This is a genomic window from Thalassotalea psychrophila, assembly GCF_031583595.1.
GTDB lineage: Bacteria > Pseudomonadota > Gammaproteobacteria > Enterobacterales > Alteromonadaceae > Thalassotalea_A > Thalassotalea_A psychrophila.
In genome coordinates this window covers 1,275,287-1,294,256 of the sequence record NZ_CP134145.1, presented here as the reverse complement: position 1 = coordinate 1,294,256, position 18,970 = coordinate 1,275,287, and the positions used below count along the sequence as shown (strand labels likewise).

Here is an 18,970-nt window from a genome sequence, read left to right as displayed (position 1 = left end):
GTTAGGTTTATTACTTTATTATAGGTTGAGTTATTCTATTTCAGTTTTTGTTGTTCAAGAAAGAGTTCAGCGGCATTTACGCTGCCGAAAACAGAAGTGATATTGTGCAACACTGTTTTTTGTACATCCGGAAAGTTTGTATTATTAACGAGCTCCATCCATGTTTCGAGCAATGACATAGGAAAGTTGATTTTAAGCATGATTAAACCTTAAATTTTATGATCAATAAAGCAAATGAGTAATGAACTTGGTATAAGCGTTACTTCTTATTTGCTCTTATGATCAACGATAAAGAATAATCTGACTATGGGTTATTTTAGCTATGTGTACGTATTAAAGTGTATATTCACCAGAAATGCTCTGTACGTTATAACATTAACTGTGCTGTGAAATATAAGCTAACGTACCAACACGGTTTTTAGTATCTAAACGTTTGTAAATTGCCTTCAAATGGTTACTTACGGTATTTGCGCTAATATTCAATTTAGCAGCTATGGCTTTATCGCTTAGTCCATCTTTGAGTAAATCACACACTTCTAGTTGCTTATTAGTAAGATTAATTAAAGCTTTAACCTCTTTTTTAATTTCAATAAGCACTAAGGTATCTTTGAGTAAACATTTAACCGGAGTGCCATCAGCTAAAAAGCCCTCTATTGCTAGATTCGCTTTAAGGTCCGGCAAATCTACTTTTGTAGTAGTCGCATTATTATGTTCAATTAAGCTTTGTGTAAATGCATCCTCCGCTTCCAAAATATTGCCATGGATATCTGCAATTGCTCTACACATATCACTGGAATGGCATTGACGGTTGAAGTTAGCAAGTATATTCATCGACATAGCTTCAGCAAAATGAGGATCTATAATTTTTTTAATCGCTTTGTCTTTACTATTAAATGTTTGCTGATTCCTAAATTTATATAAAGCAACAACCTGTATTTTGTCGTCTAACCCTGTTGTATATAAGCCAGTTAAAGTATCCGACTGTTCAAATTTTTGACAATGGTTTTTATTTAGATCCGATTTAATGAATTCTTCACGATCTGGATATACATCTTCCAAAGTAAATACTACATTAGGACGTTCAAGGCCGTACTTACCAAGAGGATCTTCATTTAAATAAGCTTTAGAAATATACTCATTATAGTTTTCCATAAAGTTTTCCGGCAATTGATAAAGAAAGGTTTCTAAGTCGGTAAACTTTAATTCTTGCTCTCTGCGGTTAAACCAAATAGCACCTTGAAAGTTGATGAATTCTTGCAAACTATCAAGGCAGTAATTGCGAAATTCGTTTATTTCTAATTGCTGAGCCTGTCTATAAATGGTGGCAACATAACGAGAAAGCTCTAATTGCTCTTGATGGTTAAGTTGATCGCTTAGTTCATGATTTTGCATACTTGTTCCATTCTTTTACGGCTTCAATGCGACTATTTACGTCTAATTTATTAAATATATTGGTAATATGGTTATTAATGGTAGATGGGGAAATTTGTAGCGCATCAGCCATCGTCTTATTGCTGGCCCCGGTAATTAAAAGCTGCATAATTTTTCCCTCTTGCGCCGTTAAACTCAATGTTTTATCAAAACTGATTTCCACTAAGTAAAATTCAGATAATGGCTTAACTTCTACGGTTAAGTGCTTGCCATCAATAGTCAGTTTTTCTTGTTTAGCTATATTAAGGTTTGACAATACTTGGTTATTTTTTATTTTCGATGAAAAAATGTCGATAAAGGCTGCAGACGCTTCAATAATGTTATTATTTTTATCTAACAAAGCGATGCTGCGCCGACTATGTTGGTGCTGCACGCTGTTCAATAATGAAATTGATAACCCTTCAACTAAATGGGGAAACATTAATTCAAATAATTTTTTGTCTTCTTCATTAAAAGTTGGCATTGAAGAATTACGAATTAGCGCTATTTGATGACCTCGTTTATATTGATTAGCCTTTACAGTAGCAATTAAATAATGACCATTTTGCTCAATGCTCACCAAGCTTGTATGTACCACTTTTTGTTTCTTATCTAATAGCAGTTGTTCGGAAAAACCTTTTGAAGATTCTATTGATACTATTTTTTTATCGTCGCCAATTAAATTTGGCACACAGATAGCGCCAAGTTTATTGCCTTCATTATCTATGTAATTCCAGCTTATGGTATCAAAGGACAGTTTTTCACAAAGTAACGCACACACTTCATCACGAAAAGAAATTAAGTCGTGATAAAATGATTTTTGATAGATATCTAATATTAATTTATTAAGGTGTTGCAGCAATGCTTATTTACTCATTACATTTGGTGAGCCAAATTAGCTCGTTTGTACTTATAACTATTGCTAAGTTAGCATTGAATGAAGTCACTATGGAATAGCAAAACTAAACATTAGTACAATAAATTTAAAAAATTAAACTACAACACTAATTTTTATACCGACTTACAACTATCACTGTCATTTATCCATTACACAAATCAGTGGAAAGCATACCTTGTAAAACACTCTTAAATTTTTAAACCTAATTGTTTTTATACTTTTCATACTCTGGTACACGTGTGGATAAATATTTTAGCCATTTATTTTGTTCTACTAAATACTTTTCAATATCGGGGTGCAATAACAGTTTTCTAAAATAAATATGGTTTAAAGCTACATTATTAATACTAGAATAGAACAGCTTACTATCTTTGTGACTAATAATTAATTTGGCTGCAGCATTAGTATCTGTAGCGTTTAGTAATAAAAATTTATTGTAATGGTAGGTATCATAATTGGTGTTGTTATTATTTAAAATTTTAGTCGCTAATTGCTGATATTTTTCTGTGTTTCCTAATTGATAATACGCTTGGGCTAAAATAGCATCAAATCCACTTTTAGAAATGACAATAATTTCTGGTAAGTATTGCTGAGCATCCAAAATTTCTGTTGCGATGCGGTTTGCTTGAGTTTCATCTCCTAAAAATTGGTATAAATTAAGTGTTCTTGCTTTTACCTGAAAATACTCAAAGCTTGGCATTAATGAAACACCTTCAGCAATAGTTGCATTATTGCCAACCTGCAAAGCTTGTTCATAGTTATTGTTAAATAACCAAAAACTCATCAGCGAATCATAAGCATTAATTTCAACTGAAGGTTGATAAATTTGTGCGATCAAACTTTCATCGGCAGTGCCTAATAATTGCAGATAAATGTTAGCCAGTTTGGCAAAATCATCGGCTTTATTTAAGGTTTTATCGAGACGTTCAAATAACATGCTAGCAATTTTTGCATCACTATTGCCTTGAAAATGGATCAAGGCACCATTTAAAATTCTTGCATGTATAGGATCAAACTCTAGTGCCTTTATAAACGCGGCATCAGCTTCAGCAATATTACCTCCTAAATTATGCCACCACCCCAATACATACCAAACCATGGCGTTTTCAGGATATAGAGCCAAGGCTTTGTCTATAGTCTTTTTACGTTCTAACCTAAACTCGGGTTTTAATTCTGCAACCGAATCACTGGCCATGGCTAATAAGGTTTCAACATTATTAGGCTCTAAACTAATCGCTTTATCCAATGCTACTTTTGCTTGTCGGGTGAATGTTTTATGACGTAGTTGTTGATTATCGTTTGCAAACCATGCCAACTGATTGATGTTACGAATTAAATGATCGCATACTTCATTTAAAAAGCCCCAGGCTTGTACATAACTTGGATCTTCCTCTGTAGCTTTCACTAATAATTCATACTGTTGTAATAAGGTATCTTCTGTTTCAGGGATGCTACGTTCAATGCTTTGTGCTTTGATGAAATAGTCGTATGCTTTAATGCTACGAGTTGGTAAGCCTTGCTGCACTTTAACGGTATCAGGCTGTAACTCAAGATGCAGAGCATTACTAATGTCTTTAGCTATAGCACTTTGTACTGCGAACACATCAACAAGCTCTCTGTCATAGTTATTGGCCCATAAATGAGTATCGGTTAACGTATCAATAAGTTGTACAGTTACTCGAACATAATTATCAATACGACGTACTGAACCCTCTAAAATATACCTAACCCTTAATTCCTTGCCAATTTCAGGCATGGTTAATTTGGTATCTATATAGCGCGTAGCAGAAGTTCTGGAGGTAACATGCAAATTTTCTATATGCGATAAGTTTGTTAATACATCTTCATGTACACCACTGGCAAAAAATGCATTCTCACTTATCGCACTCATATTGATAAAAGGTAAAACAGCGATAGATTGCATCACAACATTGTCAACTTTAGAGGCTTGTTGCGACGTATTTCCTGATAAATAGAAATATATAGCCAATGATCCGAAAATGGTAGAAGGTATAACGGCTGCAAAAATAATGGATAATTTACTACGTTTTTTATGAAAGGCTGTATTTTTGGCAACTTGATATTGTTCTATATTAGCTTGCGCAGATTTAGTGGTTTTTAATCCCTCAGGGGTTAGTTCAAATGCCCAAGCGACAATCAAAGAAATAGGAAATCCTAAAGCAACCATTAGCACCACCATTCTAAAAGCCCAGGTAGGAATACCAAAACTTGAAAATGTAGTGCTCGCAACTTGAATAACAAGCCAAGCAACAATTAAATAAACTGTTGCTATTCTAACAACATGCCGACGCCTAAGCTCATGCCAAAAGTTAGCAAAGCCAAAATTTTTTTGTTGTGATTGTTTAGTATCTTCAGGCACAGCCATTAATACTTAATCCTTTACCGGTATTAATAATTATTAATTTTAAGATAAACAGTTAAAAATAAAGTATAGGTGTAAATATTAACTTTGCGCTTTAGCTTAAAGTGAGAAACAGCTTTCTACAGCATATACCCCGTTTTAACTAAAATAATGCATCCCTGCTCACTAAATGGATTATGTTTGGAATAATTAGGAGAGCGCAACCAAGTACCTTTTGGATAAGTGCCATGTTCATCTTCAAACACCCCATCAAGAACAAATATTTCTTCACCGCCAGCATGCACATGTGGTTGAAAATGAGTACCCGGTTGCCAACGCACCAGTGCCGTATGTTCGGTGCCAAAAGAATGTAATGGCATTACCGACAAACCATCCACTAAACCTGGCAACCATTCTTGTTCTGCGGTTTCAATTTTTACAAACTCACTATCGCCAGCCTGAAACTGATTCAATTTTACAAATAGCTCACAACCTTCAGGGCTTTTCGGCGAATGAGAGCTGCCAGGAGGGTTTCTAAAATAAGTGCCTTTTGGAAATTTGCCATGTTCATCTTCAAAAACACCTTCGAGTACAAAAATTTCTTCACCACTAGGATGTTGATGTGCTGAAAAACTGGTGCCCTGCCTATATTTAACCACACTAGTCGTTAAGCCAGATTCAGCACCTTCACGTTCTAATTTTTTACGAAACACACCTTTACTAGGGGATTCTTCCCAAGCCATATCTGTGGTGTTTATTGCCAAAGCAAGGCTACGGTCTAAATTTAAATTCATTTTATTCTCAACATCAATGATTACAGAGTAAATTTAGCTTAATACAACAGTAAGTTTAAACTAATAATGCAGAAATAAACTCTTAGTGTTTAGAGTGTAACACCTGTAACACTTCACCTACTTATTAAATAACCTTAATATTCATAAGGTTAATTTCAGTCATCTACGAAAGTGTTCCTACTTTGTGTTTAAATCAGCAAAACCACCCTCTCACAAAACAACTTTAACCATCAATAACAATAACTTACAGAACTGGCTTAAACATTGCTTTATGTACACCACTCAATAGAGTGCTTTCTGGTGTTCGGTTTCGGCCATATTTTCCAAGGAAGCGAAAGTTAATTCGGCAGATGCCGAAATCGACGGTTAAATATTACCGCCAACAATTACGTAAATAATTTTTAATTAACGATGTAATAGGATGGTAAATACTATGAAAATATTACTATTTAAACTAAAACGGCTTGTCAGAACAACCTGTATTGTTCTTATAAGCTTCGCAGCCCTGTACGGGCAATCAGCTTTTGCTGATTCAGGCTTGGAAAGTCTTTGTATGGAAGATAGAGCCACAACTACGCCTGGGAGTAAAGTAAAACACCTAAACTGTACCGCAAACGACATTAACATTGCTAGTGCCTCAAACATAGAAATTACCCACATTGATGGTGTTCCTTTACCAGGTGGACCAGGATCTACGGACACCTGTGTTTCAGGAAGAGATGTTACTTTCAGCGCCCATTTCAACGTAGTGTCAACAGCAAGTGAACGTTATGATATCGGCTTGTATTTTAACAACGAAGGCGGAGCTGACGCGCGACAAGGTGATAGTGACGCCTGTACTAGTTATATATTAACTTCGGCCGGCGACACTATGTTTGCCAATGATTTAGATGCAGATACTTGTTGGGATGCTGAACAAGATGCAGAAATTGTCAAAGCTGTAGTTCTCACCACCCAATGTATTGATACAGACGACGACGGACAACTTAACCTACCCAACTGCGTTAGTTGGCGTCAACCGGGAGCAAACGAGCAATGTGATGACGCAACAGATGCCTTTCCTGGTGCACCATCAAAATGTAATTGTGACGATGATTTTAATATTCCAATTTTTATCCAACCTGATCCGCCATCAATTACAAAATCTGTAACTCCACTTACGGGCACAGAACCTGGACAGACTTTTACTTATACCGTGGTTATAGAACCCGACCCAAGTACGGGAAACTCTGTGTTTGTTAACAAAATCGTGGATGTACTTTCATCTAGCACCGATGGAGCATCTGCAACCTTTGTACTAAATGATAAAGATGGTCCCAATGATATCGGTAGTACGATTTCCAAATACACGTTATTAAGCACAGGTGCACCAGATGGCTGTGATTTAGTTCCTTTACCATATGAGATCACACCTATATCTCTGGGCATAACCTGTACTTACCAAATTCAGATTAATGATAGTGATCTTCCGGATATTCCTGCACCTGAAAAATTTGAAAATTATATTCGTGCAACTATTGTAGATGAAAATGGTGATCCAGTTGGCGATAACACTTGTACAGTTCCAAGTACAACAACGCTTCCTAATCCAAATTGTAGTAATGAAATAATGGTAACTCTAACCAATGTTTCACCAACAATTACAGTTTTAAAAACAGCAACGCCAGACGAGATCCAAGAAACCATATCTGGAACAACAGTAACCTACAATGTAACGGTTACTAACACATCTCCTGTTGATAATGATGTATGGATCTCCGCTATACAGGATGCATTTGACGGAGCGCCTGCTGCCGATATATCTGGCGATGCAGATTGTGACATAAACACAATGCTTACCAAAACAGGTACAGCATCATGTACATTTACTTATACCCGAACGTTAAATGGACAGCCTGGCGATACAATTTCAAATACCGCATCTGTTACCGTTAAGGATAATGAAAATGACACTGGTTCTAATACAAGTTCAGAAGATGTTGTAGTTACCAATAGCCCAGGTATGATCGCATTAACTAAAACACCTAACCTTACATTAGTCGCTGAATCTGGTGAAAATGTTACTTTTACTCTGTTAATAACTAACACTTCACCTGTTGATACAATAACTTTAAAAGAGATGACTGATACTGATTTTGGTACCTTATTTGATGTAAATGGTTATCAAGGAACTTGTGACCTTTACAATGTTGATCTAGCAAAAGGTGCTTCAACTTCATGTCAAATAACTGAATTTTTATCTGGTGAGCCAAATGGAATCGATCCATTTGTCGATAATCAACACTACAATACTGCGACCGTAAAAGGGATCACTGAAGATACCCTTTACTGTGAAGATTTCCCAGCGCCACTTATTTGCCCATGTACTAGTCCATTATTAAGTTGTGATGAAGAAGTGATGGCAAGTGATACAGCGACTGTTGAATTTGAGAATGAAGTTCCTAATGTATCTTTATCTGTAGATATGGATTTAAAATTCTTCTTAACTATTAGCAACGGTTCAACTTATGAGTCTGCATTTGTAGACGTATTAAAGGTAGCAAGTGTTAACGTGGAGAATGGTGAAGGTATAACTAACAAATTCATTATTTCAAATAATGATTGTCCAGAAGATCTTGGCACTTCACCGTATGAGTTAGGCCCTTCAGGTTCATCAGGTCCAAGTGCTACTTTGAATTGTACTTTTACTGTTGAACTATTAGATCTTGGTTCTGCAAATCAATTTAGTGTTACATCTGCTGGTGCTAATATGCTAATTAGTGTTAGTGACGATGATGGTACTACTGGCATTGAACACTCCGTTAATGTTAAGGCGCAATTGATTCCAAATCCTTAATAAAAGAGGAGTACAATCAAAATCGTTGAAATTAGTTTCAACGATTGAAACAGCATCTTCCTAAGATGCTGTTTCTGTTTAAAGAACTATTTAGTTCTTACCCTTGCCTTTTTTGTTATTACCATTACTTCCTTCTGAACTATTTAGGGTGAGACTAACTGTCGCGGTCGTCGTTTTATCGCCATCACTAATTGTATAACTAAAACTATCGCTACTTTTAAAGCTTTTAGCAGGAGTATATAAAACTTTGCCATTAGAAGTGATTTCTACTCTACCTTTAGCACCTTGATTCACTGATGTAATAACAAGTTCATTGTTTTCAGGATCCCAGTCATTAGCTAATACATCGATAGTAATTGCTATCTTTTCCGATAAAGTAACACTGTCATTAACAGCTACAGGAGGCATGTTATCTGTAGCTAAAACAGAGTAACTCACATTGGTATTCGATTGATAATTAGTATCACTTGCATTTTGTACACTTAAAGTAATGCTATACACACCATGTGGGGTAACCGAATCTGAAATTAACCCAATACTCACTACGGCGCTAGCCCCAGGCAATAAATTAACCGTACTATTGTTTGAGTTCCAGCCAGTTGAAACATTAGCAATTACATTAAAGCTAGATTCAGAGCAAGCATCGCTATCTTGATTTGTAATGGTTAAACTATAATTAACCAATGTACCTGCAGAAACTTCTTCATTAACTGAACTTAAGACCTCTATTGTGGGATCAGCTAAAACACAAGTAGGCGCTGACACAATATATCGTGCAGAATCATTTGCTGAATGTAAATTATCACTAACATTTGCAGCACTTATGTCGAAATCATAAACACCGTAATTCGCAGTCATCGTTGAAGCGACATTTAGACTAACATTAGTACTTTCCCCAGGAGCTAAATTGGCTGTAACCTGCTCAGTAATCCACCCCTCCGGTACATTAGCAATCACATCAAAATTGGCATTTGAACAGCTACCGCTATCTTGGTTTGTCACAGTACCTTGGTAAGTTATTATAGTTCCAGGCTCAACTTGACCGCTGTCATCAACAGCTAAAATCAATTTAGGGTTGGCTAGAATACATTCTTCAATAGGTGTATCTATAACATAGCTAACGATACCGCTTCTAAAATAGATATTTTCATTACTATTAGCTGCGGTTATTGAAATATCATAAAAACCATCTATAGCTATATCCACTGATTTAACTTGCAGATATACAGTACCACTTTCCCCTGGACTTAAACTTAAATGATCACTAGTAGTAATCCAACCATTTGGAGCTGATGCGGATACATCATAAATATTAGCCGAACATTCATCAGAATCATTATTAGTTACTGTAGCTTGATAAGTTAACAATGTACCAGCAACAACCCATTGACTTTCATTTGGCGATAAAGATAAACCAGGGCTGGCTTTTATACAGTTTTGACCAAAGTAACTAATATTGATATTGGCGCCTGATTCATTACTCCAGTCTGCAGTAATGGTCATTCTGGCATCCGCATCAGTGTAACTACTACCAACTGGTAATACAGAATCAATCCAATCTGCACTAGAACTAGCGGGAGTCATGTCGATGAGTTGCCCGCTTCGCATATCCGATTCAGTACCTAAATGAAAAGTAACACTGTCCGTTAACGCCGGATAATTATGTAAATAACTATCGAAACCTTGTGCTTGACGATATTCTAGGTAGTACCATTGTTTGAAGCCCGTTGATGTATCAAACCCTCGTAGAACTTTAATCCCCTTGATCGTATCAATCACATCTGATTCAAATGGAGCCAATGTGTAATTCCCATTCGAATCGGCACTTTCTATTGTTACTATGCTCGAATCTAACCACCCCAATTGATCTTTATTAAATGCATTGAAATGTCCGGTAAAACCCGGTGCCCCCATAATATCTAAGCTATCTCCATATTCAATGGTGTAGCAATCGCCACTAAGTATATCAGTGCCACACTCTAATTTTTTTGCATGATGAAGGCCTAGATTATGACCAAGTTCATGACCAATTGTTCTCAATGTAAGATCACCGTTAATAAATGCCCGTGAAGGGTTCCCCCCCACGCTTCCTTTTCCTGTCCAACCACAATTAGCAATCTTGGGGAATGCATAAAGCACACGGTCATAATTATTAATTTCAATACCATTATCCGCGGCAGCTTGAATTACTGCAGGGTATATAACACTTGTGTCACACACAGCATTAACCGGCAATGTATAATACCCCATCACATCACCAGCTAACCATGTCTGCCCATAAGAAGCTTCTTGGTAGTAGTCATTCACTGTACCAAACACCATTGCTTGCACTTGCTCGATTGTCCAAGGCTGTTCACTTGGATTATCTTGAAAGTTTACTAATAGTACTAAAGTTTTTTGCTCACCTAGAGTATTTTCTAATTGTGCAGGTGAAACGCTGGCAGTTGTCACTGTACTGCCATCATCTGCTAATAGTGCAACTTCAGTTTGACTTTCAATAAGAGCTGCAGCAGAGTTTTCAGAATCAGTGCTTTTGGTAAATAAACCTTTGGCTTTTACTGTTGCACCATGTTTTAACTTTGATAATGCTTTAGTATTTACAAAATGCAATTCAACTCGGCCAGCTTTAGTGTTTAACACATGGCGTAAACGGCTAAGTTCTACTTGTTCGTAATCTTCGTAGAATATTTCTAACTCACCTTCTAGCTCTTGGCTTTGTAAAAGGTATTGTTTGATTTCATCAGGAGCATGTTTTGAAATTTTGTTTGGCAGCTTAGATCGTTTTACTGCATTTGGAGAAAGCTCGAGTAATTCTGATATTAGGGTTTGGCGGGATTGGGCAGTTTCAATAAGGTCATTTAATTGGTTGGAATTAATTGAGTTGTTATTATTTTTATGTTGTTTAATTTGTTTGGCTAACGTTAATGTTAGTTGCTCAAGTCGTCGTCGCTTTTTATGTGCTTCTTCTTTTTTAGCTTCTAAAATATCACTTGAATAATTGCTAGAATGGTTATGTAAATCTGCAGATTGAGCATTTACCGAAAATGGTAAATTAACCAAGACAAAAGAAAAAACACATAGCTTGGCTGCGGCAAAAAACCTTGCCGAAAAGACATTAAAAATGTTCAAAACTTATTCCCCGAATAAAACACAATTTCGAATTTATTCTAATGACGACAAATCGCTAAAACCTCTTTTCAGCAAAATGCCTTGATGAGTATTCGAATATTGTTAATTCAACTTATATCGTTGATTTTGTTAAAACTAAACGTTATCAAAAACACCACAAGTTAGTAAACACAAACCTTGAAGGCGCTACAAAATAACAATGTACGAAAAGCATTCTAGCAAAATCATCAATACAAACTCAAACACTATTTGATCATTTTTTATACAATTGTAAAAATTACGTTAAATATCAAATAGAAAGAAAGAATAAAAATTCTTTAGTTAAATTGAATTTCCATTTTCATATGTTCTGTGCATTTTTCAATCTTATTTTTATAAGTACCTACCTTGCCTAAAGGCCTTTCACTACCTACACTTTCAGTCTAGATTGCAGCTTTATTTTGTAGTTAAAGCTTTTATGTTCAAGGACTATTATGGATAAATATGAACAGACAAAGCAGGTGCTAAACCGCAACGTTTTAGTGGTCGGTGATAATGAGCAAGCCGATTACGTTAATACCGAATTAAAACGGTATAACTGGCACGGCTTGTCTGTGAGTAAAAACTGTAATAGCAAAGAGCTTATTAATAAACTTGAAATAAAAATCGCAATCGTCATTTTTTCAATAACTGAACAAAGTAAAACCTACAAATTAATTGATAAACTAAAATCGTATTTTAAACGTTTGAACTGGATAGCAGTTTTAACTGATTATGATGCTAAAAAAACTCAATTAGATCCGCTATTCACTTCCTACTTTGTCGATTTTTTTCACTTTCCTATTAACTACACGCAACTCTCAAATTGTCTTGGTCACGCTCATGGTATGGCAGGAATAAACACGAATAAGGTTGGTAATTCAAAGCAGTCAGACAAAGAAACATTAATAGGTAAATCGAAGCTTATACAAGGTTTAAAGGAGAAAATCGAAAAAGTTTCGCAAGTGGATAATTCAGTATTATTGACCGGAGAAACAGGTGTTGGTAAAGATTTATGTGCGGCAATAATACATCAAAAATCAAACCGCGCAGATGGGCCTTTTATCAGTATTAATTGTGGAGCTCTGCCCGAGCACCTGATTCATTCTGAACTTTTCGGTCATGAAAAAGGCGCTTTTACCGGGGCAATCAATAAATACATCGGCCATATAGAACAAGCAAATAATGGCACTTTATTATTAGATGAGATTGGCGATTTACCGTTAAATTTACAAGTGAATTTGTTGCATTTTCTTGAAGATCACACCATAGAAAGACTTGGCAGTTGCAATAAGATAAAAGTTAATTGCCGGATAATTGCCGCAACCCATATTGATCTAGAACATGCAATTGAAGAAGGTAAATTTAGAGAAGATTTATTTCACCGATTAAATATAATTAACATAAAATTACCGGAATTAAGAAGCCATAAAGAAGATATTGAATTACTTGCTAAAACCTTCCTTAGTGAAGAAAGAGCTCGTAAATTAATACTTACCGATGAAACATTAGAAGCAATGCTTATTTATGAGTGGCCTGGCAATGTAAGAGAGCTTAAAAATAGATTACAAAGAGCTGCGGTAATGGCGGATGACTCTGAGTTAAATATATCAGATTTGGGCTTAAATTCTCAAAAAATTAAAGCCAATGCTTTATATGTAAGTAACCAAACAAAACATATAGACACCGAAACCCTACTGGCCGCTATTGAGCACAACAACCACAATATTACAGCCGCAGCTAGAGAGCTAAATATTTCTCGAACGACATTCTATCGGCTAGTAAAAAAGTGCAACATTAAACTTTAATATTAACGACAACATTTAGGATACAAAAGTGAGGCTAAATTTTCATATAAGAGCACTTTTAATCGGCATACTAATGTTTACTAGTGTTGCGTGTGGGCCACAAGGTTCATCGCAAGAAAAAGAAAAGAACATAGATGAATTAAAAGCTGAAATAGCAAAATTAAATAGCCAAGTTGAGTTAATTCAAAAGCAAGTGAATGACATTCATGAAATAGCTGTTGCTTCACAAAAACCAAAATCGAGAAAACTTCCTAATCAAGTTAATTTCGATGCAGATGGTACTCTGCCAAGTTTAGGTGATGATACAGCCGATATTGCAATCATTGAATTTTCAGACTTCCAATGCCCATATTGTAAAAGATATTTAGATCAAACATTTCCATTACTTAGTAAAAACTATATTGAACAAGGAAAAGTTAAATATTTAATCCGTGACTTTCCTTTAAGTTTTCACCCTAAAGCTCAAGGTGCAGCTATTGCAGGTATTTGTGCTCAACAACAAGGCAGTTACTGGCCCTTTAGAGATAACTTATTTAACAATATGAACAAGCTAGAAGATAGCTATTACTTGCAACTTTCTCAAGAATTACAATTAGATAAACCATTATTTGAACAATGTCTAAGTGAAACTACTCATTTAGCCAAAATACAAACGGATGTGGCACTAGGAAAATCATTAGGAGTTACAGGTACACCGGCTTTCATCGTTGGCAAAGTGGAAAATAACGTTTTAGTTGAGCCACAGCTGATAATTGGCGCACAAAGCTATCGTTCGTTTTCTATTATTTTGAATGAGTTAGCAGCCCCGCAATAGCCTCATCTTCAACATATTTCATATAGCTAAATATTGCTATGTAATCATTTCGTAACAGATGCGTATTATTTCGTTACAATTTTAGTATCATTCTTATATCTAAAAGTTTTACAACACAACGACTTTGTTATAAAAACAATGTCGAATAATAATTTTTAGCCTAAGTAATAAAATTTAACTTAGGTAATTGTAAGCATTACTGGGGAATACCTTAAATGAAAGCACGTATTTTAACGCCAATTGCGTTAGCCATTGCTCTTGCTGGTTGTAATTCAGCAACTACTGAAACGGCAGCTAACACCGAAGTAGCTCAACAAACTGTAAACGTTGAAGCATCTAATCCTTTTTATCAAGAATACGATACACCGTTTGGTATTCCTCCATTTGAAAAAATCAAAATGGCGCATTACAAACCAGCAATGGAAAAAGGTATCGCAGAAGTAGAAGCTGAGATTGCAGCAATTACTAATAACCCTGACGCACCAACATTTGAAAACACCATTGAAGCAATGGAAAAAGGTGGCGACTTACTTGATAAAGTAACCAATACTTTTTACGGTTTAGTCGGATCTATGTCTACTCCTGAAATGCAGGCAATTTCAAAAGAAATGTCACCAAAATTTTCAGCAATGAGTGACGACATAAACTTAAACGATAAGTTATTCCAACGAGTTAAAGCCGTATTTGATCAAAAAGATTCGTTAACACTTAATACTGAACAAAAAACATTATTAGAAAAGTCTTATAAAGGTTTTGTTCGCGCCGGTGCAAACTTAAACGAAGCAGACAAAGAAACGTTACGTGGTTTAAACCAACAAATTTCATCATTAAGCATTCAGTTTGGTGAAAACCTATTAAATGAAACTAATGGCTTTGAATTAGTTATTGAAAATGAAAAAGAACTAGATGGCTTACCTGAAAGCATTGTAGCTGCAGCCGCTGCTACTGCAACAGCTCGTGGCCATGAAGGTAAGTGGGTATTTACTACTCATCGTCCAAGCTTTTACCCTTTCTTAACTTACTCAACTAACCGTAAGTTACGTGAACAATTATTTTATGCATATACGCACCGTGGCGATAATGACAACGCCAACGATAACAAAGCAATTGCTTCAGAAATGGCATCACTTCGTTATCAACGTGCACAAGTTCTAGGTTATAAAACTCATGCTCATTATGTGCTTGAAAACAACATGGCTAAAACACCTGAAAACGCTTATGGCTTATTAGATAAAGTATGGCCAGCATCACTTAAACGCGCTAAGCAAGAAGTTGTAGATATGCAAGAGTTTGCTGAGTCGCAAGGTGCAGACTTTAAATTAGAAGCATGGGATTGGTGGTACTACTCAGAAAAAGTTAAAAAGATGAAATATGCTTTAGACGAGTCAATAACTAAGCCTTATTTTGAGCTTAATAACACTATGCAAGGCGTGTTCTACACGGCTAACCAATTATGGGGCGTAGAGTTTAAAAAGCGTGATGACTTACCAAAGTATCACCCTGACGTAACTACTTATGAAGTGTTTGATAAAGACGGTTCTTCAATTGGTATTTACATGACAGATTTCTACGTACGTGAATCTAAACGTGGTGGTGCTTGGATGAGCTCATTCCGTAAACAATTCAAAATGTACGGTGAAGACGTTAAGCCTATTATTTACAACGTATTAAACTACCCTGCTCCAGTAAATGGTGAGCCAGTACTATTAACGTTTGATCAAGCATCTACGTTATTCCACGAATTTGGTCATGCGATTCAAGGTTTATTATCTGACGGTTACTACCGTTCATTAACTGGTACATCTTTACCACGTGATTACGTTGAATACCCATCACAAGTGATGGAAAACTGGATGACCGAGCCACAAGTGTTAAACAACTTTGCGAAACATTACAAAACAGGTGAAGTTATTCCAGCTGAACTTGTGGAGAAAATTCAAGCGTCAGGTAAGTTCAACCAAGGTTTTGCCACTACAGAGTACATGGCAGCGGCACTACTTGATTTAAAATGGCACACTCTTGAAACTGCCGAACTACAAGATGCTGATAAGTTTGAAGCTGATACGTTAGAAGAGTTAGGTTTAATTAACGAAATCGCGCCGCGTTATCGTTCAACTTACTTTTCACACATCTTCGCTGGTGGTTACTCTTCAGGTTACTACGGCTACATATGGTCGAACATTTTTGACGCCGATACTTGGGAAGTATTTAAAGACAAAGGTATTTTCAATCAAGACGCGGCTACTGGTTACCGTGTAAACGTACTACAAAGTGGTGGTACTGAAGATCCAATGACTATGTACAAACGCTTTAGAGGTAAAGAGCCAAATCCTCAATATTTACTTGAACGTCGTGGTTTAGTACCAGAAAGTAAATAAGATTTACTTTTGAAATAAAACGGGCCCGCTAACATCGTTAGCGGGCTTTTTTGTTGTATTAATTTTTTACCTTCCTATTTTTCAACAACCAATACACCCAATAACCTGACAATGCTGCCAATAAATGCTTAATTGTATGGCCACTAATTCCACCGGTTAATTCCATAATAGGTTGATCATAAACCTCAGTAAACTTGGCAAGTACGTAAAACAACAAAATAAATATACATGAATATTGATGACTATATCTCCATTTGTATTTGATAAGCATGAAGGGTAATAGCGCTAATGGCAGGTACTGAGTTAATAGATACAAACGCATATCGCCATACATATATTGTTCAGAAACAGCCCAATAAACTACGCCTAAAGTTCCCAAAGCGACTAATGGCATCAGCATTTTGTTGGCTAGTTTTAAAGATATTAGCTCACCAAATAACGCCGTAAATAATGCCATAAAACTTATGGCAATGGCTAATCGGTCAAATACCAAGGTAAAGTTGTTTGGCTCTAAATGATAATAACCTGAACCCAGTGATGTCAGCATAAGGCCAACGAAGAATAATTGATAACTTGGCAACACTTTCTTGTCGCAGTATTTATCAGGTTGATTTAATAGTGCTGTGATACCAATTAAGCCGACAATAAAAAATGCTGCATTTGAAAGTACATTAAGCGCATTTGGAATAAACAATAGTGTTTGCTGATCAGCAAATTGATGATACTGAAGATCTTGTGCTAAAGGCGGCACAACTAATAAATATATTGCCAGTGCGAAAATAGATAATATTAGATACTTTTTATTCATAACCAACCTTAAAATAATGACTGTTAATAACTATATCTATATAAACAGCAGTATTTATGCCATTAAATGCATTAATGTAACCCATTGAATTTATTCGCCTAAAATATTAATTGCATATATGAAATTATACGAACATACAAAATTGTACATATAAACTACACTTTTACCTGTTAGTCTAATTTTAGTGTCTGGTTGAAACTATGCAAAATTTAACTTCTGAAGAGTATACGTTTTTTTCAAAATTCATCCGTGCGGTGTTATCAAACCCGTTTACTGATGAACGGAAAATTTTAAGCGATCTTATTTCTAAAAATTACTTTCCCGAAAAAGACTCTAAGGTTCACTTTTTTAAAAAACTGCAACCTTTGCTTAATGAAAACATTGATAAGCTCGACAAGCGCGGCTTTAAACAATTAAGTGATTTTAAAGGGATGGAAAATAGGCTTATTTATTTTTCATACATCGTTGCCATCTATTTAAACTTTGTAGATGACTTTGATGAATTTATAAATCATCAATCAGATAATGAAAACGCCAGCCTAGCTTTCCCCAAAGGCCAAGAGATATTGGTGCAATTGGAGCGACGTGGCTTTTCAGCAAAAGAATCATTGCGCTTGCTTGAGCTTTATTACCAGTTCAGGCGAGCCTATTTGTTTATAAACGACGGCCTTGTTGGACAAAGCCCAAGTATGGCCAAGCTAAGAGTAGAGTTATGGAATAACCTATTCACCTTTGATGTACCTAATTATCATCAAAGTTTGTGGAATCAAATGGAAGACTTTTCACTATTTTTATTAGGTGAAACCGGTACAGGTAAAGGTGCCGCTGCCAGAGCTATAGGGTTATCTGGGCATATTTTATATGATAAAAGCACGGGTTGTTTTCGAGATAACTTTCAAGATATTTATGTTGAAGCAAACCTGTCGCAATATTCAGAAAATTTAATTGAATCAGAGTTATTCGGTCATAAAAAAGGTGCGTTTACTGGGGCATTTGAACAATACCAAGGGCTATTTAGCCAATGTAAGCTTAACGGTTCGTTGTTTTTAGATGAAATTGGCGACATTAGCGAGAACATTCAAATAAAGCTATTAAAGGTACTGCAGGAGCGTGTGTTTACCCCTGTGGGGAGTCATAAAACAGAAGTGTTTCATGGCAGAATAATTGCGGCGGCAAACCAGCCTCTACAAGAGCTTCGCCAAAATAATAAATTAAGAGACGATTTTTATTACCGCCTGTGCTCAGACATCATTGAAATCCCCACCTTGAGACAGCGTTTGGCTGAGTCTCCAAATGAGTTGGTTATATTAACCAGAGAATTAGTAAAACGTATTTGTCATCAAGATGATGAAAACATTGTTTCATTAGTTATAGAGTCATTAAACAAACACGTAAGCAAAGATTATCATTGGCCAGGTAACGTACGTGAGCTTGAACAAGCCATTCGCAGAATTATCCTCAGAGGCAGTTATCATGGCGATACGCTTCGAGTTCAATCGAACAACCAAGTTGACAATATTATGCAACTTATGGCGGATTCTAATACCGACTTAAAAGAGTTAACCAAGCGCTATTGTCAGATTTTATATGAACAACTTCATACATACGAAGCCGTCGCTTTAAAGACCAACTTAGACAGACGAACGGTAAAAAAACATGTGACTGGCGAATAATGAAAAACCAAATAAACACAGAGTCCAATAGTTGAGCTCTGT

The 18,970-nt window shown here is 35.9% G+C and carries 12 protein-coding genes; 5 read left to right on the top strand and 7 right to left on the bottom strand.

Going from position 1 to position 18,970, the window contains the following annotated elements:
• Nucleotides 1–35: 35 nt before the first annotated feature.
• From RGQ13_RS05500 to RGQ13_RS05480, 5 genes are all read right to left on the bottom strand, one after another.
• Nucleotides 36–200 (bottom strand): hypothetical protein, encoded by a 165-nt coding sequence (locus RGQ13_RS05500; RefSeq protein ID WP_348392562.1) that lies wholly within the window; start codon nucleotides 198–200, stop codon nucleotides 36–38.
• A 175-nt stretch (nucleotides 201–375) separates the two neighbouring features.
• On the bottom strand, nucleotides 376–1,392 hold the full coding sequence (locus RGQ13_RS05495; protein WP_348392561.1) for a helix-turn-helix transcriptional regulator: 1,017 nt from the start codon (nucleotides 1,390–1,392) through the stop codon (nucleotides 376–378).
• On the bottom strand, nucleotides 1,379–2,272 hold the full coding sequence (locus RGQ13_RS05490) for a response regulator transcription factor (RefSeq protein WP_348392560.1): 894 nt from the start codon (nucleotides 2,270–2,272) through the stop codon (nucleotides 1,379–1,381). Before RGQ13_RS05490 ends, RGQ13_RS05495 begins: the two co-directional genes overlap by 14 nt.
• A 238-nt stretch (nucleotides 2,273–2,510) precedes the next feature.
• Nucleotides 2,511–4,694, bottom strand: a complete 2,184-nt coding sequence (locus RGQ13_RS05485; protein ID WP_348392559.1) for a hypothetical protein — start codon at nucleotides 4,692–4,694, stop codon at nucleotides 2,511–2,513.
• A 116-nt stretch (nucleotides 4,695–4,810) separates the two neighbouring features.
• Nucleotides 4,811–5,464 carry a cupin domain-containing protein gene (locus RGQ13_RS05480; protein ID WP_348392558.1) on the bottom strand — a complete coding sequence of 218 codons (654 nt, stop codon included), beginning with the start codon at nucleotides 5,462–5,464 and terminating at the stop codon, nucleotides 4,811–4,813.
• A gap of 433 nt (nucleotides 5,465–5,897) precedes the next feature.
• Here RGQ13_RS05480 and RGQ13_RS05475 point away from each other — a divergent pair, with 433 nt between their 5' ends.
• Nucleotides 5,898–8,300, top strand: a complete 2,403-nt coding sequence (locus RGQ13_RS05475; RefSeq protein WP_348392557.1) for a DUF7507 domain-containing protein — start codon at nucleotides 5,898–5,900, stop codon at nucleotides 8,298–8,300.
• A gap of 90 nt (nucleotides 8,301–8,390) precedes the next feature.
• Here the strand turns inward: RGQ13_RS05475 and RGQ13_RS05470 are convergent, their stop codons facing one another.
• Nucleotides 8,391–11,429, bottom strand: a complete 3,039-nt coding sequence (locus RGQ13_RS05470) for an Ig-like domain-containing protein (protein WP_348392556.1) — start codon at nucleotides 11,427–11,429, stop codon at nucleotides 8,391–8,393.
• Between the two features lie 473 nt (nucleotides 11,430–11,902).
• Here RGQ13_RS05470 and RGQ13_RS05465 point away from each other — a divergent pair, with 473 nt between their 5' ends.
• The 3 genes from RGQ13_RS05465 to RGQ13_RS05455 all read left to right on the top strand — a co-directional run bounded on the left by RGQ13_RS05465 (nucleotide 11,903) and on the right by RGQ13_RS05455 (nucleotide 16,447).
• The gene (locus tag RGQ13_RS05465) at nucleotides 11,903–13,255 is read left to right on the top strand and encodes a sigma-54 interaction domain-containing protein (RefSeq protein ID WP_348392555.1); all 1,353 of its coding nucleotides are present in this window, start codon (nucleotides 11,903–11,905) and stop codon (nucleotides 13,253–13,255) included.
• Nucleotides 13,256–13,328: 73 nt separating this feature from the next.
• Entirely contained in the window at nucleotides 13,329–14,069 is a 741-nt protein-coding gene (locus tag RGQ13_RS05460; RefSeq protein ID WP_348392554.1) for a DsbA family protein, read from the top strand.
• 215 nt (nucleotides 14,070–14,284) lie between these two features.
• On the top strand, nucleotides 14,285–16,447 hold the full coding sequence (locus RGQ13_RS05455; protein ID WP_348392553.1) for a M3 family metallopeptidase: 2,163 nt from the start codon (nucleotides 14,285–14,287) through the stop codon (nucleotides 16,445–16,447).
• A 58-nt stretch (nucleotides 16,448–16,505) separates the two neighbouring features.
• On the opposite strand, the gene RGQ13_RS05450 is transcribed toward RGQ13_RS05455, so the two are convergent.
• On the bottom strand, nucleotides 16,506–17,255 hold the full coding sequence (locus RGQ13_RS05450) for a hypothetical protein (protein ID WP_348392552.1): 750 nt from the start codon (nucleotides 17,253–17,255) through the stop codon (nucleotides 16,506–16,508).
• Nucleotides 17,256–17,455: 200 nt separating this feature from the next.
• On the opposite strand from RGQ13_RS05450, the gene RGQ13_RS05445 reads away from it, so the two are divergent.
• Nucleotides 17,456–18,928: a sigma-54-dependent transcriptional regulator gene (locus RGQ13_RS05445; protein WP_348392551.1), complete on the top strand. Its 1,473-nt coding sequence runs from the start codon at nucleotides 17,456–17,458 to the stop codon at nucleotides 18,926–18,928.
• Nucleotides 18,929–18,970 lie beyond the last annotated feature (42 nt).

Bases quoted from the DNA above. Each gene is read 5' to 3' on its own strand.
- RGQ13_RS05500 (WP_348392562.1), bottom strand. From the start codon at position 200: ATGCTTAAAATCAACTTTCCTATGTCATTGCTCGAAACATGGATGGAG.
- RGQ13_RS05495 (WP_348392561.1), bottom strand. From the start codon at position 1,392: ATGCAAAATCATGAACTAAGCGATCAACTTAACCATCAAGAGCAATTA.
- RGQ13_RS05485 (WP_348392559.1), bottom strand. From the start codon at position 4,694: ATGGCTGTGCCTGAAGATACTAAACAATCACAACAAAAAAATTTTGGC.
- RGQ13_RS05480 (WP_348392558.1), bottom strand. From the start codon at position 5,464: ATGAATTTAAATTTAGACCGTAGCCTTGCTTTGGCAATAAACACCACA.
- RGQ13_RS05475 (WP_348392557.1), top strand. From the start codon at position 5,898: ATGAAAATATTACTATTTAAACTAAAACGGCTTGTCAGAACAACCTGT.
- RGQ13_RS05465 (WP_348392555.1), top strand. From the start codon at position 11,903: ATGGATAAATATGAACAGACAAAGCAGGTGCTAAACCGCAACGTTTTA.
- RGQ13_RS05460 (WP_348392554.1), top strand. From the start codon at position 13,329: ATGTTTACTAGTGTTGCGTGTGGGCCACAAGGTTCATCGCAAGAAAAA.
- RGQ13_RS05455 (WP_348392553.1), top strand. From the start codon at position 14,285: ATGAAAGCACGTATTTTAACGCCAATTGCGTTAGCCATTGCTCTTGCT.
- RGQ13_RS05450 (WP_348392552.1), bottom strand. From the start codon at position 17,255: ATGAATAAAAAGTATCTAATATTATCTATTTTCGCACTGGCAATATAT.
- RGQ13_RS05445 (WP_348392551.1), top strand. From the start codon at position 17,456: ATGCAAAATTTAACTTCTGAAGAGTATACGTTTTTTTCAAAATTCATC.